The 16,310-nt window shown below is 70.2% G+C and carries 17 protein-coding genes and 1 tRNA gene; 6 read left to right on the top strand and 12 right to left on the bottom strand.

Annotation, left to right across the window (positions count from 1 at the left end; all coding sequences use genetic code 11):
- Positions 1-90: 90 nt before the first annotated feature.
- The 4 genes from ABZ904_RS08465 to ABZ904_RS08450 all read right to left on the bottom strand — a co-directional run bounded on the left by ABZ904_RS08465 (position 91) and on the right by ABZ904_RS08450 (position 1,505).
- Positions 91-498 carry a hypothetical protein gene (locus ABZ904_RS08465; RefSeq protein ID WP_361821964.1) on the bottom strand — a complete coding sequence of 136 codons (408 nt, stop codon included), beginning with the start codon at positions 496-498 and terminating at the stop codon, positions 91-93.
- On the bottom strand, positions 495-851 hold the full coding sequence (locus ABZ904_RS08460) for a hypothetical protein (RefSeq protein ID WP_361821961.1): 357 nt from the start codon (positions 849-851) through the stop codon (positions 495-497). Before ABZ904_RS08460 ends, ABZ904_RS08465 begins: the two co-directional genes overlap by 4 nt.
- An 88-nt stretch (positions 852-939) precedes the next feature.
- Positions 940-1,215 carry a helix-turn-helix domain-containing protein gene (locus ABZ904_RS08455; RefSeq protein WP_361821958.1) on the bottom strand — a complete coding sequence of 92 codons (276 nt, stop codon included), beginning with the start codon at positions 1,213-1,215 and terminating at the stop codon, positions 940-942.
- Positions 1,212-1,505: a helix-turn-helix transcriptional regulator gene (locus ABZ904_RS08450; RefSeq protein ID WP_361821955.1), complete on the bottom strand. Its 294-nt coding sequence runs from the start codon at positions 1,503-1,505 to the stop codon at positions 1,212-1,214. Before ABZ904_RS08450 ends, ABZ904_RS08455 begins: the two co-directional genes overlap by 4 nt.
- 272 nt (positions 1,506-1,777) lie before the next feature.
- On the opposite strand from ABZ904_RS08450, the gene ABZ904_RS08445 reads away from it, so the two are divergent.
- Both ABZ904_RS08445 and ABZ904_RS08440 read left to right on the top strand, forming a co-directional pair.
- Positions 1,778-2,185 carry an XRE family transcriptional regulator gene (locus ABZ904_RS08445; RefSeq protein WP_361821952.1) on the top strand — a complete coding sequence of 136 codons (408 nt, stop codon included), beginning with the start codon at positions 1,778-1,780 and terminating at the stop codon, positions 2,183-2,185.
- Positions 2,186-2,373: 188 nt separating this feature from the next.
- Complete coding sequence (locus ABZ904_RS08440; protein WP_361821949.1) at positions 2,374-2,646, top strand: hypothetical protein; 273 nt, start codon at positions 2,374-2,376, stop codon at positions 2,644-2,646.
- 2 nt (positions 2,647-2,648) lie between these two features.
- Here ABZ904_RS08440 and ABZ904_RS08435 read toward each other — a convergent pair whose 3' ends face one another.
- Positions 2,649-3,902 (bottom strand): site-specific integrase, encoded by a 1,254-nt coding sequence (locus ABZ904_RS08435; RefSeq protein WP_361821947.1) that lies wholly within the window; start codon positions 3,900-3,902, stop codon positions 2,649-2,651.
- Positions 3,903-3,980: 78 nt separating this feature from the next.
- Positions 3,981-4,073 (bottom strand) — tRNA-Sec (locus tag ABZ904_RS08430).
- 231 nt (positions 4,074-4,304) lie between these two features.
- Here ABZ904_RS08430 and selD point away from each other — a divergent pair.
- Positions 4,305-5,327, top strand: coding sequence for a selenide, water dikinase SelD (gene selD, locus ABZ904_RS08425; RefSeq protein ID WP_359392717.1), 1,023 nt, complete (start codon positions 4,305-4,307; stop codon positions 5,325-5,327).
- Positions 5,328-5,351: 24 nt separating this feature from the next.
- On the opposite strand, the gene fdh is transcribed toward selD, so the two are convergent.
- Positions 5,352-8,612, bottom strand: coding sequence for a formate dehydrogenase (gene fdh, locus ABZ904_RS08420; protein ID WP_360997315.1), 3,261 nt, complete (start codon positions 8,610-8,612; stop codon positions 5,352-5,354).
- A 340-nt stretch (positions 8,613-8,952) separates the two neighbouring features.
- Between fdh and ABZ904_RS08415 the strand changes: the two genes are divergently transcribed.
- Positions 8,953-9,639, top strand: coding sequence for a haloacid dehalogenase type II (locus ABZ904_RS08415; RefSeq protein ID WP_359392721.1), 687 nt, complete (start codon positions 8,953-8,955; stop codon positions 9,637-9,639).
- 26 nt (positions 9,640-9,665) lie between these two features.
- On the opposite strand, the gene nrfD is transcribed toward ABZ904_RS08415, so the two are convergent.
- The 4 genes from nrfD to ABZ904_RS08395 form a co-directional block, all read right to left on the bottom strand.
- Complete coding sequence (gene nrfD / locus ABZ904_RS08410) at positions 9,666-10,679, bottom strand: NrfD/PsrC family molybdoenzyme membrane anchor subunit (RefSeq protein WP_360997312.1); 1,014 nt, start codon at positions 10,677-10,679, stop codon at positions 9,666-9,668.
- Positions 10,676-11,722: a 4Fe-4S dicluster domain-containing protein gene (locus tag ABZ904_RS08405; protein ID WP_360997310.1), complete on the bottom strand. Its 1,047-nt coding sequence runs from the start codon at positions 11,720-11,722 to the stop codon at positions 10,676-10,678. Before ABZ904_RS08405 ends, nrfD begins: the two co-directional genes overlap by 4 nt.
- 291 nt (positions 11,723-12,013) lie before the next feature.
- A complete protein-coding gene (locus tag ABZ904_RS08400; protein WP_360997308.1) occupies positions 12,014-12,391 on the bottom strand; it encodes a hypothetical protein in 378 nt (125 codons plus the stop codon).
- Positions 12,392-12,648: 257 nt separating this feature from the next.
- Positions 12,649-13,215, bottom strand: a complete 567-nt coding sequence (locus ABZ904_RS08395) for a GNAT family N-acetyltransferase (protein ID WP_360997306.1) — start codon at positions 13,213-13,215, stop codon at positions 12,649-12,651.
- Positions 13,216-13,581: 366 nt separating this feature from the next.
- Between ABZ904_RS08395 and ABZ904_RS08390 the strand changes: the two genes are divergently transcribed.
- Both ABZ904_RS08390 and ABZ904_RS08385 read left to right on the top strand, forming a co-directional pair.
- Positions 13,582-14,676, top strand: a complete 1,095-nt coding sequence (locus tag ABZ904_RS08390; protein ID WP_359392732.1) for an alpha/beta hydrolase — start codon at positions 13,582-13,584, stop codon at positions 14,674-14,676.
- Positions 14,677-14,924: 248 nt separating this feature from the next.
- Positions 14,925-15,092, top strand: coding sequence for a hydrophobic protein (locus ABZ904_RS08385; RefSeq protein WP_359392734.1), 168 nt, complete (start codon positions 14,925-14,927; stop codon positions 15,090-15,092).
- 92 nt (positions 15,093-15,184) lie between these two features.
- On the opposite strand, the gene ABZ904_RS08380 is transcribed toward ABZ904_RS08385, so the two are convergent.
- Complete coding sequence (locus tag ABZ904_RS08380; protein ID WP_361821940.1) at positions 15,185-16,129, bottom strand: serine hydrolase; 945 nt, start codon at positions 16,127-16,129, stop codon at positions 15,185-15,187.
- Positions 16,130-16,310: the final 181 nt, after the last annotated feature.

Genomic DNA, 16,310 nt, shown 5'->3' with positions numbered 1-16,310 from the left:
ACCGCTGCACCAGCGTCGGCACATCGGCCGCGCAGTACGCGAAGAACACGGCCCACACGACCGAGGCCCACAGGAGCCACTCGAGGACGGTCACTTGGCACCGCCCGTCTGCGCGCGCTGCCCGGCGAGGAGCCACCGCAGCTTTCGCACGCGCGGCGTCACGTCGTCCACGTCGGGGTGCGGCCTCGGCTGATCCGGGCACGGCTCGCCCGTCGACAGTGCCCGCCCGCACGTACCGGCCACGGCCTCGGCCTTGTCGGTCAGCGCGTACCGGATCGGGTCCTCGTCGACGGTCCTGTCCTTGCCGTCGAGCAGCTGCTCGAGCTCGGCGACCCGGGTCCGCAGCTGGTCCAACTCGTCGGCGGTCTCGGGCGACTGGAGCAGCTGCGCCGACTCGAGCGCTTCCGCGGCCTGATCCGACAGGGCGGCGATCCGGCCCTGCGACCATGCCGCGCGGATCACGCCCGACGCGGTACGGGCGACAGGTGAGAGCGTCATGCCGCCACCGCCGATGCCTCGGCCGGGCGCGCGGCCACGTGCTCAATCCCGTGGCACGTCAGCTCCACAGGCACCTGAAACTTGCGGGTCTCCTGCTCCAGCCGCAGCCACGACGAGGCCTTGCCGCTGACCAGCTCGACGCGCTCGGCGTCGAACTCCAGCGCTTCACGCCACATCTCAAAAGCGGCCTGGTCGTGCAGCTGGATGCCCAGCACGGTGCGGGTCGGGTGCGCGTTGAGCGTCACGTACGGGGCGGGCAGCTCGGGGAAGTGGATCGAGTACCAGCGGATGACGTCGAGCGCGATGCGCATCTGTCCGACGTCCGGCGTGCGGGAGGTAATCTCTGTGGCCATCGGTGGCCCTCTTTCTTGTGTTTGGTTGGGGCGCCGGTCGGGGGGTCGCTCGGGCCGGGAAGTCGGAGCGGCCCACTCGGCGCAGGGATCAGCCGGAACGGACGGACGTACCGCGCGAGGGCAACGGCGTCAGGTGCGCCAGCGGATGAGCCGCAGCAGCAGGGGCAGGCGCCGGCACCATCGCCAGCGGGCCCGTGCTCGGCTCGTGGTGGAACTGGGCGTCGATGCGCTCGAGGTCGGCGTCCGAGAACGTGACGACGCGGCCCTTCTTGCTGTGCGGCAGTTGCTTGATGTGCCGTCGCAGCCACGTCTCCTCGACGCGGAGGATCTCCGCGGCCTCGGGGTACGTGTGGCGTCGGCTCATGCCGGCACCGCCGCGAGGTGCTCGGGCTCGATGGGTGCCGGGTTGGCTCTGCCGGTCGGCTCCCACAGGACGAAGAGATCGACGCCGAGCCGTCCGGCAATCGCCTTGGCCTCGGCCTCGGTGGCGGTCTGCCGGGCGCCGGTGCGCAGGTGCCCCACCTTGCTGGGGTGGACTCCTGCCGCGTCGGCGAGGTCGCGGACGCTGATCTCTCGGCCGTCGCCCGTCCGCTGCATGAGCAGGCACAGCAGCTCGGCGCTGACCAGCTTCATGGGGTTCTGCTGCGGACGCACTTGTGTCACCTCCGTAGACAAACTGTCTGTTTGCGTGGACAGCTGCGACTGTACACGGAGGTAGACGGGATGTCTACGGAAAAAGACACGGAAGATGGATTATGCCAACTCCCTTGAAAAGCTGGAGAGTTTGTTCGCTTCCGTAGACACTCGTCCGGCGAGCGGGTGCGCGCCTGCCTACTGGCCTGCTAGAAGTGATACCGAGTCACACCAGTAACGTAGACAGTCACGTGTCATATGACGCCGCGAGGCGAGAGGGCGGGAAAGCCACCATGGCAGAGTCGCGGACAGACTTCAGCGACCTGATCAGGCGTCGCCGCGCCGAGCTGGGCATCAGCCTGCGTGACCTTGCCGCGCGCGCCATCGACCCCGACACGGGCGAGGACGTCAAACACGCGTGGATCAACAAGGCGGAGAAGGCGGGATCAGTCGATGCGCCCCGGCCGGCCACGCTCCGCGCCCTCTCTGTCGGGCTCGGCATCCCGCTGCGGACCCTCCAAGAGGCCGCGGCGGCTCAGTTCCTCGACTTCGATGCGGTGTGGAGTGGCGACCAGTCGACGCGCATCCTTCTGCACCGCGTGAGCGAACTGGATGCCGAAGCGGTCGAACAGCTGACTGAGATCGTTGAGACCTTTGCGCGTAGGCGGTCACACGGAACGGGCAAAGAGGACGCACAGTAGCGGTAAAGCGGGCGACAAGTCGGAAGATTAGTACGACTTTCAGTAACGCAGCGGTCTGCTGTGGTCACAGAGTGCCCAATGTGGCATCGTCGATGATCTGCCTGGGGGCGTCTAAGCGGCCACTTCGCCCGCGTGTTCGAACTGGTGTACGAATACGTCGGGGGAACCGACGAGCGCGGAGGTTATCGATGCAAGACGACAGCGGGACGACAGCCCCGCAGCAGCGCACCACGGGGGGAGCATCAGCTGAACTCTTAAGGCCCGAGGTCGACATCGAATTCGTTGACCGACTTCCCGGCGGGCGCGTCGTCATGCCTGTCGAGCAGGAAAATCGCTTCGTGTGGCTCGTCGTCCACGGCCACATGAGCCCCCAGGCCCGCGAGGACATGGTCAGCGCCCTCCAAAGCATCGTGGGTAATCGCCTGTGGGAACAGAACTGGCAGCCCCCACAGGCCAGCTAGCACTACACGACTCGCGTCAACCCCGGCGTTGGAGCGGGGGCAGCCATCGCAGCCTCGACGGCGGCGCGGATCTCGCCGTCGAGGGCCTGCACCAGGTGCCCGTACCGGTCCACCGTCGTCGTGATCGACTCATGCCCCAGCCGGGCCTGGATGGCAGGCAGCGGGATCCGCTCCGCAATCAGCCATGACACATGCGTATGCCGCAGGTCGTGAATCCTCGGACGCTTCGGCAACCCCTTCGCGATCGCCGCATCCACCGCCGGCACCCACCGCCGCCGCCAGAAGTTGTCATGCCGCCAGCTCTTACCGAGCGGCGTGTGGAAGATCAGATCCTCGGGCTTCCTACCCGTCATGCGTCGGCGGAGCATGTCCATCTGTGCGCCCGTCAGGGCGATCACACGACGGGCGCGCTTCGTCTTCGGTGGGCCGAGGAAATACGACGGTCCTCCCTCGCCGGGTGCGGCCCGCTTCCAAGCGCGCTGCACGCTCACGGTGTTCCGGTGCAGATTGACGTCCCTGACCTGAAGCGCCGTTGCCTCGCCCCACCGCATTCCGGTGCCGACGAGCCAGTCCGCGAGGTCCCGGGCGTGCGGATCCGCGATCTCCGCTGCGATACGCGCGTACTCGTCGTGCTCGAGGAAGCACATCTCCTCATCGATGCCATCGTCGACCCGGGGCAGCCGCGTCCCTCGGCAGCAGTTCTTGGACCGCAGCGGCGGTTCAGCCTCGACGGCCACCTGCACGATGCTCGACAGCAGCCCATGACGGTTCGCGATGCTCTTAGGGTGCGACTTGCGCCGCTTCCACTTCTGCGGGTCGTCCGCATCGCGCTCGCCGGCCTCTTCCGCGCGTACCCAGTCCTGTACGTCATCCGCAGTCAGATTGCAGATGGTGGCGTCGACAACGCGGCCGGAGGGCTCGGTGTGGCGGATGATCGAGAAATGGTTGTCCACGTCGCGGTGGTAGTCACCGCGGGTCCGCTCGTCGATGCCGGTAAGGCGATCGATGCAGCGGTGCGCCCAGTCGACGAGAGGCATATCGCCCGGCGGGACCGGGTCCTCGACGAAGCCCTTGCCCTTGACCCATCCCGGCGGCCACTGCTGGCCGTGTGCGTCGACGAGTCTCTTGAACTGCTCGGCCGACTCCTCGTCGCCGAACTTCTCGCCCTCCCAGTCGCCGCCTCGGCCGCCTTGGAGCCAGCGGACTTGGTAGATCGCGGTTCCGTCCTTGCGTTCGCGCCGTCTGATGCTCGCCATGAGGGGGAGGGTAGGGGAGTGGAGGCAGTCGCGTTAGGCCCATGTTTGGCCGGGCTTTGCATTGTTGCAGCTAGAGAGCGGAGGCGGACGGGAATCGAACCCGCCTGCCCGAGATCCTCGGGCACCTCGGTTTTGAAGACCGGGAGGGCCACCAGGCACCCACACGCCTCCACCGCTGGTGAGGGTACCCGAAAGGCTCCGCAGCACTCGTCGGCCACACCGCCGAGTCGGCACGGCCGTGCGATCCCGGACACGGCCGGGCCGCGATCCCGGAAAGGACCGGACGCGATCCCGGACGGGACCGGATCGCGACAGCTTCGACGAGGCCGTACGGCGATCCCCCTCCGCGCACGGCGCACCGCCGTGCGGCCGCACCCGACACCCCCTCCTGGAGACCCCGCAATGACCACCACGCGCGAAACACCCGTACGGCTCACGCAGTTCGCCCACGGCGGCGGCTGCGCCTGCAAGATCCCGCCCGGTGAGCTGGAGGACGTGCTCGGCGGACTGACTCTCTCGCCCGCCTCGGGTGACACGCCGCTTCTCGTCGGTCTGGCCACCGGCGACGACGCGGCCGTTGTCGCCCTGCCCGCCCAGAAAGGTGCCCCCACCCAAGCGGTGGTGTCCACGGCGGACTTCTTCACCCCCGTCGTGGACGACCCGTACGACTGGGGCCGCATCGCCGCGGCCAACGCCCTCTCCGACGTGTACGCGATGGGCGGCCGCCCGGTGCTCGCCGTCAATCTTCTTGCCTGGCCCCGCGACGTGCTCTCCTTCGACCTGGCCCGCGAGGTGCTGCGCGGCGGTCTGGACGTGGCAACCGAGGCGGGCTGCCATGTGGGCGGCGGGCACAGCGTCGACGACCCGGAGCCCAAGTACGGCATGGCCGTGACGGGACTGGCCGACCCCGCGCGGCTGTTGCGCAACGACGCGGGCCGGCCCGGAACCCCGCTGTCGCTCACCAAACCCTTGGGCCTGGGCGTGCTCAACAACCGGCACAAGGCCACGGGGGAGCGGTTCGAGCAGGCGATCGCCACCATGGTGTCCCTCAACCGCGATGCCGCGGCCGCGGCTCTGGCGGCCGGGGCGGTGTGCGCCACCGATGTCACGGGATTCGGGCTCCTCGGCCATCTGCACAAGCTGGCGCGGGCATCGGGGGTGACCGCAGTGGTGGACACGGCCGCCGTTCCGTATCTGGACGGCGCACGGGAGGCGGTACGGGACGGGTACGTGAGCGGCGGCACCAAGCGGAACCTCGAATGGGTGACCCCGTTCACGGACTTCGGGGGTACGGACGCCGACACCCGGCTCCTCCTTGCCGACGCGCAGACCTCCGGCGGGTTGCTGGTGGCCGGGGAGGTGCCCGGGGCGCCGGTGGTCGGGGAACTGGTCCCGCGCGGGTCGCACTCGATCGTGCTGACGTGAGACCCGCGGCCGGCCCCCCGTGGGTCAGATCTCCGTGCCGGTGCGTTCCCCGATGCCCGCCCGCGCCTGGTAGGCGCGCACGAACTCGACGGCGGCCGGGCCCCTTGGGCGGCGTCCCGGCCGGATGTCGCACGCGAAGGCCTTGGACTCCTGGATATGGGTGTTGGGGTCGAGGGCCAAGTGAAGCAGTTCGTTGGCCGCGTCCCCTGTGGTGTAACCGTTCGGCCCCCAGTGATAGGGAAGCCCGACCTGGTGCAGGGTCCGCCCCTGGACCGTCAGGGGCGCAATCCGGTCGGTGACCAGTACCCGGGCCTCGATCACGTTGCGGGCGCTGACGATCGTCGCCCAGCCGGTGTGTTCCAGCCCGCGCTCCGCGGCGAGTTCCGGCGACACCTCGCAGAAGAACTCCGGCTGCAGTTCGGCCAGGTAGGGCTGCCAACGGGACATGCCGCCCGCGGTATGGTGCTCGGTGAGCCGGTAGGTGGTGGCGACATAGGGGAACACCTCCGATCCGGGTTCGCCACCGCTGGGCTGGTAGCGGTTGCCGGGGTGCGTCGGCCGCAACTGCCGTACCGGATTGCGCTGCTGACCGTACAGAAGGTTCGAGAAGGGAGACTCCTGCGGCTCGTAGTGGGTGGGCAGGGGACCGTCGGTGAGGCCCGCCGGCACGTACAGCCACGCTTTGCCGTCCGCCTGCATGATGAACGGGTCGGTGCCCGAGAGCGCCTCCGGGCCGGTCGCGTCTTCGGGCGGCCGGTAGCCGGGTGACTTGTCCTTCGTGAAGTCGGGGACGTCGTGGCCGGCCCACTGCGACTGCCCCTCGTCCCACCACACCAGTGCCTTGCGTTCGCTCCAGGGCTTGCCGTCCGGGTCGGCGGAGGCACGGTTGTACAGGATCCGGCGATTGGCGGGCCATGCCCAGGCCCACTCCGCCGCGACCCAGTTCTGCTCCTTGCCCGGCTTGCGGCGGGCCGCCTGGTTGACGCCGTCGGCGTACACCCCGCAGTAGATCCAGCACCCGCAGGCGGTGGAACCGTCGGCCTTGAGCTGTTCGTAGGACGCGAGCGGGTCGCCGTCGCCGTCGTGGCCGTTGATCTCGGCGAGGACCGCCTCCGCCTCCGGTTCGGCGTACTTGCCCTTGGTGGGGTAGTCCCAGGTCAGATCGAGTACGGGCCGGTCCATCGGATCGGTGGAGGCGGCGAGCTTCTCCCGGACGATGCGCCCGAGGTGGAAGGTGAACCACAGGTCGCTGCGGGATGCGCCGGGCGGCTCGACGGCCTGGTGGTGCCACTGCAACAGGCGCTGGGTGTTGGTGAAGCTGCCGTCCTTCTCGGTGTGCGCGGCGGCCGGCAGGAAGAACACCTCGGTGCGGATGTCCTCGGTGCGCAGCTCTCCGGTCTCGATCTCCGGGCCGTCCTTCCACCAGGTGGCCGACTCGATCAGGGAGAAGTCGCGTACGACGAGCCAGTCCAGGTTGGCCATGCCCAGCCGCTGCATCTTGGCGTTGGCCGAACCGACCGCGGGATTCTCCCCCATGAGGAAGTAGCCCTTGCAGGTGCCCTCCAGCTGGGCCGTGACCGTCTCGTAGGTGGAGTGGCTGCCCGTCAGCCGCGGCAGGTAGTCGAAGCAGAAGTCGTTGTCGGGGGTCGCGGCGTCGCCCCAGTACGCCTTGAGGAGGCTCACCAGATAGGCGCGCATGTTGCCCCAGTACCCCTTGCGCGCGGCCTCGGCCCGCACGAACGTGTCGAGGTCCTCGTTCTGGTGCGCGTGCGGCATCGGGATGTACCCCGGCAGCAGGTTGAACAAGGTGGGGATGTCGGTGGAGCCCTGGATGGAGGCGTGTCCGCGCAGGGCGAGGATGCCGCCGCCGGGCCGGCCGATGTTGCCGAGCAGGCCCTGCAGGACACAGGCCGCACGGATGTACTGGACCCCCACGGTGTGCTGCGTCCAGCCGACCGCATAGGCGATGGCGGTGGTCCGCTCGCGTCCGGAGTTCTCCGTCATCAGTTCGCAGACCTGCCGGAACACGTCCTGCGGCACACCGCAGATCTCCTCGACCATCTCCGGGGTGTAGCGGGCGTAGTGCCGCTTGAGGACCTGGAAGACGCAGCGCGGATGGGTCAGGGTCTCGTCGCGCTCCGATTCGCCCTCACCGATGTCGGCGCCGCCCGAGCCGTGGGCCTCGCCACGCGCTGCCTCGGCGAGGGACCTGCCGCCCTCGGTGCGCTTGTCGTACTCCAGGTCACGCTCACCCGAAGCCGCCTGCATCTCCGTGCCCGCGTACTGCCAGGTGCCGTTGTCGTAGCTGCGGCTGTCGGGGTCGAGACCCGAGAAGACTCCGTCGAGGTCCTCGGTGTCGCGGAAGTCCTCGCGCAGCACGACGGGCGCGTTGGTGTAGGCGACCACGTAGTCGCGGAAGTACTTGTCGTTCTCCAGGACGTAGTTGATGATCCCGCCGAGGAAGGCGATGTCCGAACCCGCGCGCAGCGGCACGTGCACATCGGCCAGGGCGCTGGTGCGGGTGAACCGCGGGTCGACGTGGATCACCTTCGCTCCGCGGGCCTTGGCCTCCATCACCCACTGGAACCCGACCGGATGGCACTCGGCCATGTTCGAGCCCTGGATGACGATGCAGTCGGAGTTCTGCAGGTCCTGCTGGAAGGTGGTCGCGCCGCCGCGCCCGAACGAGGTTCCCAGACTGGGAACCGTGGAGGAGTGTCAAACACGTGCCTGGTTCTCGATCTGAATGGCACCCAGGGCGGTGAACAGCTTCTTGAGCAGGTAGTTCTCTTCGTTGTCCAGGGTGGCCCCGCCGAGGCTGGCGATGCCGAGCGTCCGCCGGGTTCGGAGGTTGTCGACCTCCCACTCCCAGCCGGTCCGGCGTGCCTCGATCACCCGGTCGGCGATCATGTCCATCGCCGTGTCGAGGTCGAGACGTTCCCACTCGGTGCCGTGCGGGCGCCGGTACAGGACCTGGTGCTCGCGGGCGGAACCCGTGGTCAGCTGAAGGCTCGCCGCGCCCTTGGGACACAGACGGCCACGGGAGATGGGGGAGTCGGGGTCACCCTCGATCTGTGTGACCCGCCCCTCCTGGACGTACACGTTCTGGCCGCAGCCGACGGCGCAGTACGGGCAGACCGACTTGACCACGCGGTCCGCGGTGGCCGTCCGTGCGGTGACCCGCGTGCCGGCACCGCTCTTGGCGGCGGCTCCGCGGCCCAGGGGATCCGTTCCCTTGAGCTGGCGGTAGACCGGCCAGGAGTCGATCCATGTGCGTACGCCCATGTCCTTGGCCCTTTCGGTGGTGCTCGGTACGGGTCCGCCGTTCGTGCTCGTCCGCCCGGCCGGTGGGGCGCGGCCCGACGAGGTGTCCTGCCTGCTCCCGAAGGTCCCGATTCTCGGTGCCACCGCTGGGTACCCGGCCGGGGTCGGGCGAAACCGGTACATCGTCGGCCTATGAGGAGTGGACCACCGCTGCGGGGGCACTGCGGTCGGCGGTGTGTCAGCACGCGGACTCATGGACTGTGCCCGTATTGTCCAGGTGGCCTTGGTTCGAACAGTGCGAACGGGAGTGATCGGATGGTGGCGGACGCCCTCGTGGTCCGGGTGCCGGGCGGTGATCTGCATGTCCCCTGACGGCCGTCCGTCCGTCGTGGTCTTCGACGTCAACGAAACCCTCACCGACATGGGCCCGCTCGCGGCCCGCCTCGCGGACATCGGTCTGCCCGGCGACCTGCTGCCGGTGTGGTTCGTCAGCGTGCTGCGCGACGGCATCGCGGTGTCGCTGGCGGGCGGCAGCGTCTCCTTCACCGATGTGGCCCGGGACGTGCTGCGCACCCTGCTGGCCCGGCAACGGCCCGGCGGCCCGGACCCCGGGGCGGCCGTGGACCACGTGCTGGACGCGCTGCCCGAGTTGCCCGTGCACCCGGACGTCCCCGAAGGCGTACGCGCCCTTCACGAGGCCGGGCTCCGTCTGGTGACCTTGACGAACGGTTCGGCCGGTACGACCCGGGCGGTGGTGGAGCGGGCCGGGCTCGCCGACTGCTTCGAGATGCACCTCGACGTCCGCGCCCCGGGCCGCTGGAAGCCCGCGCCGAGCGCCTACGCCCACGCGCTCGGTGCCATGGCGGTCGAGGCCGGCGAGGCCATGCTGGTCTCCGTGCATCCATGGGACCTCGACGGTGCGGTGCGGGCGGGGCTGTCCGCCGCCTGGCTCCGGCGGACTCCCGAGCCCTACCCGGCCGCCCTGCACTCCGCCGACCGGGTGGCCGCCGACATGGTCGACCTCGCCGGGCAACTGGGATCTGCCTGAAGCCGCGGACGGCCGTGGCGGTGCGGTCACCCCTCGCGCGCCTTCAACCGGTCCCGCTGCGGGACGACGGTGTACTTGGGGTCCTCGGCGGAGGCCACTCCGGCGTGGAAGACGGCGAAGCGCAGGGCCGCCGAGCCGGCCAGCAGGGCCGCACCCGCCGCCGCGGCCGGCCACCGGGTTCCCCGCCGGCTCGCGAACGCCGCCATGACGGCACCGCCTGCCGTCAGGGCCTCGGCCGAGCGCAGCAGGATGTGCGGCCTTCCCCGCTCATACGGTTCGGCGGCAAGCCCGAGGCGTCGCTTCATCAGCCGGAAGGCGCCCAGCTCCAGAGCAGCCCCCAGTACCGCCATGCGGTGAGCCGGCCGTGCCTGTTGCGCCGGCGAACAGGCCAGCGCAAGTCCGGCCGCGGCGCTCGCGGCGGAACCCGCGAAGACGAACGGCATTTCGCGATAGCCCTCGTGCCAGGAAGGCACCGCGGTGTCGGTGATGAGCACGGCGGTGTAGGTGGCGACGGCCGGTCCGAGGGCGGCGGCGCCCGCCGTGGAGACGGCGCCGATGATGCGGTACCGGTTGACGACATGGGTCGCCGCGGCGGTCATCGCAAGGGGTGCGTAGCCGGCGAGCAGCCACGATCCCACGCTCATCGGGGAGGTGGGCTTGAAGACGCGGAGCATGTTGACGAAGCGGGCGGGCCTGCCGAGGTCGTGCACCAGTGCGGCCAGCGACAGCGAGATGGCGCCGGCCGCCCCCAACTTCGCCGTCCGGGCCAGGGCCGGGCGTCCCGTGGCGTGTCCTCCGGCGGCCAGCAGAGAGGAGGCCCCGGCGAGACCGCCGAGGTAGAGATAGCCCGCGATGTCGAGGGGCTTCCACGTCGGCTTGTTGAGGATCGGTTTGCCGTAGTAGGAGGAGAACTGCGCGTCGGGCACCATGGGTTGCTCGCCGCGGCGGCGACGACGGCGACCGGTGTGCGCTCCGGTGAGGGCGTCGCGTCCGGGGCGGGCCCCTTCCACACCGTCGCGGGTGACGTCCGAACCTGTCATCGCGGCCTCCTGACGAACCCGACGGCTGCGAGTGCGGCCAGCGACACGGCTGCCGCCGCCGCGTGCCGCCACATGGCGGGCAGATCGCGAGTGGTCACGACCGGGTCCGGCGGCAGCCCGTAGACCTCGGGCTCGTCCAGCAGCAGGAAGAACGCGCCGTCACCGCCGACACCGTCCTCGGGATCCTCGCCGTACAGGCGCGCGTCGGTGATGCCGGTCGCATGAAGCTGGGCGACGCGGGCATTGGCGCGTTCGCGCAGCTCGTCGAGCGGCCCGAACTGGATGGATTCGGTCGGGCAGGACTTCGCACAGGCCGGCTCCATCCCTGTCCCGAGCCGGTCGTAGCACAGGGTGCACTTCCAGGCCCGCCCGTCCTCGCGCCGCTGGTCGATGACGCCGTACGGGCAGGCGGGCACGCAGTAGCCGCAGCCGTTGCAGATGTCCTCCTGGACGACCACCGTGCCGAACTCGGTGCGGAACAGCGACCCGGTGGGGCACACGTCCAGGCAGGCCGCGTGTGTGCAGTGCTTGCACACGTCCGAGGCCATCAGCCAGCGAAGTTCGGTGCGTCCGTCCGGTGACACGGGCGAGACGGCTCCGCTCGGTGCGCCCGCGGGCGCGGAGCCGGGCGGGGGCACGGTGGCGCCGGGGCCGGGGGACGACGGGGAGGTGCCAAGGTGCCGGGCGGCGTCGAAGACGTCCAGGTCCTGGTGTCCGACACCGGGTTCCTGGCCGCCGAGCGGCTTGCGTTGCTCGATGAACGCCACATGCCGCCAGGTGTCGGCGCCGAGGCCCTGGGTGTTGTCGTAGGACATACCGGTCAGTTCGAGGCCGTCCTCGGGTACGGAGTTCCACTCCTTGCAGGCGACCTCGCACGCCTTGCAGCCGATGCACACGGAGGTGTCGGTGAAGAAGCCCATGCGCGGTGGGGCGTCCGGATACCCGGACGCCCGCGCCACGTCGGGTTCAGGACCGAACAGCAAGTTGCCGCGCACCGCTTTCTCGTCCGCTCCGCCGACCTCCGCGGCGCTGCCCTGGGCCATGCCCGAACCTCCCTCTCCCTCACGCGTCGCCGGCGCCCGGCCGGCAGGTGCCACCGCGACCCGGTGCCGGTGTCCCTCGGGGCCCGTCACTTCCACCGTCCTGCCGAAGTACCGCTGCTGAGGGCGTCGCTGACCCGGTATCCTCGGCGCCGCCGCCGGATCGCGTCCCCTTGTGCCAGAGGCTGAGGTTCGTCGCGTACGACGGTCCGGCCGGCCGCGGCCGGCAGGGTCCGGGCCTCCCCGTACCCCGAGTGCGTACAAGCATGCGCATCGGCCGGGCCGTGCCATCGCTCAGCACAGCGCTCGGTACACGCCGGCAGCGGTGAAGCCACAGACGAGATGCGGTACCACGTCGGACGCCCAGGAGGTCAGGTCCCAGGTGGCCGGGTCGGTCACCCCCAACGCCGCTGCCGGGTGGTCGCTCCCCGCCATGGCCCCAGCGCCGAGCAGCGGTCCTGCCGCCCAGACGGACGGCGGACCGCCGTCGCGCCGCATCAGCCCGTACGCCGCCCCGACGCCGAGGCCGGTGACGTATCCGAGGAGCACGCCGACGGCCTGCTCACGATGGGACTTCGTTTCGCCGTCCCCGAGGTCGACACCGGTGCGGCCGACGAGGCGGTCCGCGACCTGGGCCGGCGTGTCGCTGGACGGCCGGCCCCGGAGCAGCATGTCGGCATAGCTGGTCAGGTTCAGAGCGGTGGTTTCCGGCTGCCCCCGCCAGCAGGCCTTTGGTCACTGGCTGCATATGCGGCACTCCCTCGGTGCGCGTGCGGTGTGAGCACGGGCTTCCGGGTTCCACTCTCAGCGAGGGCAAAACACGGTGGCCGGCACCGGTTCCGGCGGCTCGTCCTTCCGGCTCTCGGGCGCGGTCGCCGACATGTGACGGCCCGAACCGGCCCGCCGCCCGTGCGGCGAGCCGGGGGAGTTCACGGTTGCCGGCGGCTCTCCCAGTCGCTGCGGGTGATCTCGTACTCGACTTCGCCGTGTTCGGAACCTTCGATCGGGTCGGGCCAGTCCCCGGTGAAGTTCCGCAGGAACGTCAGCCCTGACTTCTCCATCACCCGCCGGGACCGGTCGTTGACCGCCATGGTGTTCGCGGTGACGCGTTCCACTCCAAGATCCGTGAAGCCTTTGTCGATCAGGGCCCGCGATCCCTCTGTGGCGTAACCCCTGCCCCACGCCGTCCTGTTGAGCCGATAGCCGAGTTCGACCACGGCGGGGCCGAGGTCGTCCAGGGGGCGGAACTCGAACCAGCCCAGAAACGCGCCGGTCGTCCTCTCCTCGGCGGCCCAGTAGCCGCGGGTCCCGAGGCCCGCGTAGTCACGGAGCAGGTGCGGCAGTGTCCGCGTCCGGATCGCCTCGCGACTGGCCGGCTTGCCGCCGTTGATGAAGTGCATGACGTCGGGGTCGTTGTCGAGCGCGAAGAGGTGATCGGCGTCGGCGTCGGTGAACGGGCGCAGCACAAGCCGTTCGGTCTCCAGGAAGATCTGCATGCCGCGATCCTCAACGTCGGCGCGCGGCTCCGCCAGTGAGATTCACCGACAATCACAGCGGACAGGTCACGGACACGGTGCGCCCGGTCGCAGATTTCCCGTGCGCCGTGGGGACGCGGACGGCATGCGTGACCGGTGCCCGCACGCCGGTGCCGGCAGGCGGGGACCGCCCTGTCCCGAGACCCTCGGGGGGCGCCGATCCCTCTGCCGGGTCGTCCTCGGTGGCGTCGGCCGCTTCAAACGGCACCCCTGCGCCGTCCACCTGGGCGGGCGCACCCCACCACCCTTTCGGATCAGCCCGGCGGGCCGGTTGACGCCGAACGCAGCAACGCTCATGGGGAAGTGCCCCTCGAAAGGAGGACATCCATGAGCGCCACCCGACGCTCCCGCTCACCGCGCAGGTGCCTGTCCGGCATCACGGCGCTGGTCGCCGCCGCCACGTTCGCCGCCGTCCCGGCCCTCGCCACTCCGGCCGCCGCCGCTGCCCCCAAGGCGCCCTGCGGCGATCCCCCAGTGACGCTCGAGCCGACCGCCCAGGCGTTCCTCGACAAGCTCGCCGCGGCGGGCGGCCCGCCGATCCAGGACCTGACGCCCGACGCCGCCCGCACGTCGCTCCTGGACCTCCAGGCCGCCTACCCGGTGCACAAGCTCCCCGCCGACATCACCACGCGCGACATACCGGGTGGCCCCACCGGCACGGTCTCGATACGCATAGTCCGGCCGAAGGGCGCGACCGGGAAGCTGCCGGCGGTGATGTACTTCCACGGCGGCGGCTGGGTGCTCGGCGACGCCTCCACCCACGACCGGCTGGTGCGGCAGATAGCCAACGGCGCCAAGGCCGCGGTGATCTTCGTCAACTACACCCGGTCACCCGAAGCGAAGTACCCGGTCGCCAACGAGCAGGCCTACGCCGCCACCCAGTGGGTCGCCGAACACGGTAACGAGATCAATGTCGACGGCTCCCGGCTGGCCGTGGCCGGCGACAGCGTCGGCGGCAACATGACCGCCGCCGTCACCATGATGGCCAAGGAGCGCGGCGGACCCAAGCTCGCCCAGCAGGTGCTGTTCTACCCGGTCACCGACGCATCGTTCGACTCCCCCTCGTACCAGCAGTTCGCCACCGGCTGCTGGCTCACCGCCGCGGGCATGAAGTGGTTCTGGGACCAGTACGCCCCCGACACCGCCGTGCGCACCCAGCCCACCGCCTCGCCCCTGCGTGCCACCGCCGACCAACTGCGCGATCTGCCCCAGGCGCTGGTCATCACGGACAGTGACGTACTGCACGACCAGGGCCGGGAGTACGCGGACAAGCTGCGCGACGCGGGCGTGTCCGTCACGTACACCGACTACCCGCGCATCATTCACGACTTCGTGATGCTCAACGGGCTCGCCGACAGCGAGGCGGCCAAGGCAGCGGTCGCGCAGGCCACCGAGGCCCTGCGCCAGGCGCTGCACACCTGACGCATCCGTCTGCCGGACACCACCTGCACCATGCCGGGTCTGCGCGGCAACGGCGGGCGAGCCGACCGTGGCTCGCTCGCCGCCCTCGGAGGTCTCCGGCAAGTCCCCAGCCGGACCAAGGGTTTCCGCGGCCCTCGGGATCTTGGAGAAACTGAAAAGTGTTCCCGCAGGGTCCGTGAAGAAACATCGCTGATCGAGCGCTTGTGCCCCCACTTCGGGGGCACCCGGAGCGACGGAGGTTGATAACTATGGTGCCCCTTCTTCTGGTTCTGTTGCTCGCCCTGATCCTCTTCGGTGCCGGCTTCGCACTGAAGGCCCTGTGGTGGATCGCGGTCATCGTGCTGGTGGTGTGGCTGCTGGGCTTCGTCGTCCGGCCCGCCGGTGGTGGACGCAGGGGTCGCTGGTACCGCTGGTGAGGGTGGGCGGTCGCCGCGCCTGACGGAAATGGGTGGGGGCCCGGTTCACTGAACCGGGCCCCCACCCATTTCCTCGTGCCGACGGTGTCCTGTCAGTGCGCGGACGCCGAGGACACGGCTGCCTGCGCGGTGCGCTCCACGAGCGAAACGCCGTCCTGCATCGTCGGGTTGCCGTCCGACAGGACCGCCACCAGATAGTGGTGACCGTTCTTCGAGACCTCTCCGATGCTGTTGATGTCCCACAGCCCGGTCGTAGTGCGCTGAAGCCAGCCGTTCTTCAATGCCCAGCCGTTGCCGGCCACCGCCGACACGCCCCAGGACTGATCGGCCGCTATGCGGGTCATCAGCGTCCTGATGTAGCCGCGCGCCGGCTCGTGGAGTGCCCGGGAGCCCGCCTGGGCCGAGGGGCCGGACTCGAAGACCGCGCGCAGCAGCCGTATCTGATCACTTGCCGTCGTCCGGGTGAGCCCCCACAGGAACCCGGCGCCGCCCTGCGTCGAGGTCAGCCCCAGTCGCTTGTTGGCGGCCGCCAGCCCCGGCGCCTGGCCGATCTCACGCCACAGAGCGTCGGCGGAGGCGTTGTCGCTGTGCTGGATCATCGCGCGCGCAAGGCCGTCCTCCTGCGCGGTGAGAGGCCGGCCGGCGTCCTGTGCCTGAAGCAGCACGGCGGCGAGGATGTCGACCTTCACGATGCTCGCGGTGTCGTAGGGCGTGTCCTGGCCGGAGAGGGCGGGTTGCTTGCCGCCGCCGTCCAGGCCGTACACCGCGGCCGTCACCCGGGCCTTGTTCTGCGGCTGCTGGGGCTGCTGGGGCTGCTGCGGGGTGCTGCCCTGGGGCTGCACCGGCGCCGACCGCGCGGGCGCGGTGCCGTCCTGAACCGGGGACGTGGCCGCCGTCGCCGGTGACGGGTCGAGGGCGCCGGCCGAGAAGAGCGCCGTCGCCGACGCCAGGAGCACGCCCGCGCAGGCGACGACGCGCTTGACCCGTCGCCTGGTCGCGACATCAGGGCGCGGCGTGGGGAACAGTCCGTGGGGCATCGGGGAGCAAGCCTCCGCAGTTCGCATGGAAGGGGACGCGGAACTGCGAACGTAGACAAATCGACTTCATCGCGTGGTGACCGCCGTCACCACGGACCCCTCTGGGGACCGGATTGTGGCCAGAACCACAGGCCGGGGGGTGGGAACCGTCACCGACAGGCCAGGCGGTCGCGGCAGTGTG

Source organism: Streptomyces sp. NPDC046900, assembly GCF_040644975.1.
Taxonomy (GTDB): domain Bacteria; phylum Actinomycetota; class Actinomycetes; order Streptomycetales; family Streptomycetaceae; genus Streptomyces.
This window is presented reverse-complemented; position numbering and strand designations above follow the sequence as displayed.

What these genes read in the sequence shown, in the direction of transcription:
- ABZ904_RS08465 (WP_361821964.1), bottom strand. Translation starts at nt 498, where the DNA reads ATGACGCTCTCACCTGTCGCCCGTACCGCGTCGGGCGTGATCCGCGCG.
- ABZ904_RS08460 (WP_361821961.1), bottom strand. Translation starts at nt 851, where the DNA reads ATGGCCACAGAGATTACCTCCCGCACGCCGGACGTCGGACAGATGCGC.
- ABZ904_RS08455 (WP_361821958.1), bottom strand. Translation starts at nt 1,215, where the DNA reads ATGAGCCGACGCCACACGTACCCCGAGGCCGCGGAGATCCTCCGCGTC.
- ABZ904_RS08445 (WP_361821952.1), top strand. Translation starts at nt 1,778, where the DNA reads ATGGCAGAGTCGCGGACAGACTTCAGCGACCTGATCAGGCGTCGCCGC.
- ABZ904_RS08440 (WP_361821949.1), top strand. Translation starts at nt 2,374, where the DNA reads ATGCAAGACGACAGCGGGACGACAGCCCCGCAGCAGCGCACCACGGGG.
- ABZ904_RS08435 (WP_361821947.1), bottom strand. Translation starts at nt 3,902, where the DNA reads ATGGCGAGCATCAGACGGCGCGAACGCAAGGACGGAACCGCGATCTAC.
- selD (WP_359392717.1), top strand. Translation starts at nt 4,305, where the DNA reads ATGACCACCACGCGCGAAACACCCGTACGGCTCACGCAGTTCGCCCAC.
- ABZ904_RS08415 (WP_359392721.1), top strand. Translation starts at nt 8,953, where the DNA reads ATGTCCCCTGACGGCCGTCCGTCCGTCGTGGTCTTCGACGTCAACGAA.
- nrfD (WP_360997312.1), bottom strand. Translation starts at nt 10,679, where the DNA reads ATGACAGGTTCGGACGTCACCCGCGACGGTGTGGAAGGGGCCCGCCCC.
- ABZ904_RS08405 (WP_360997310.1), bottom strand. Translation starts at nt 11,722, where the DNA reads ATGGCCCAGGGCAGCGCCGCGGAGGTCGGCGGAGCGGACGAGAAAGCG.
- ABZ904_RS08400 (WP_360997308.1), bottom strand. Translation starts at nt 12,391, where the DNA reads ATGCTGCTCCGGGGCCGGCCGTCCAGCGACACGCCGGCCCAGGTCGCG.
- ABZ904_RS08395 (WP_360997306.1), bottom strand. Translation starts at nt 13,215, where the DNA reads ATGCAGATCTTCCTGGAGACCGAACGGCTTGTGCTGCGCCCGTTCACC.
- ABZ904_RS08390 (WP_359392732.1), top strand. Translation starts at nt 13,582, where the DNA reads ATGAGCGCCACCCGACGCTCCCGCTCACCGCGCAGGTGCCTGTCCGGC.
- ABZ904_RS08385 (WP_359392734.1), top strand. Translation starts at nt 14,925, where the DNA reads ATGGTGCCCCTTCTTCTGGTTCTGTTGCTCGCCCTGATCCTCTTCGGT.
- ABZ904_RS08380 (WP_361821940.1), bottom strand. Translation starts at nt 16,129, where the DNA reads ATGCCCCACGGACTGTTCCCCACGCCGCGCCCTGATGTCGCGACCAGG.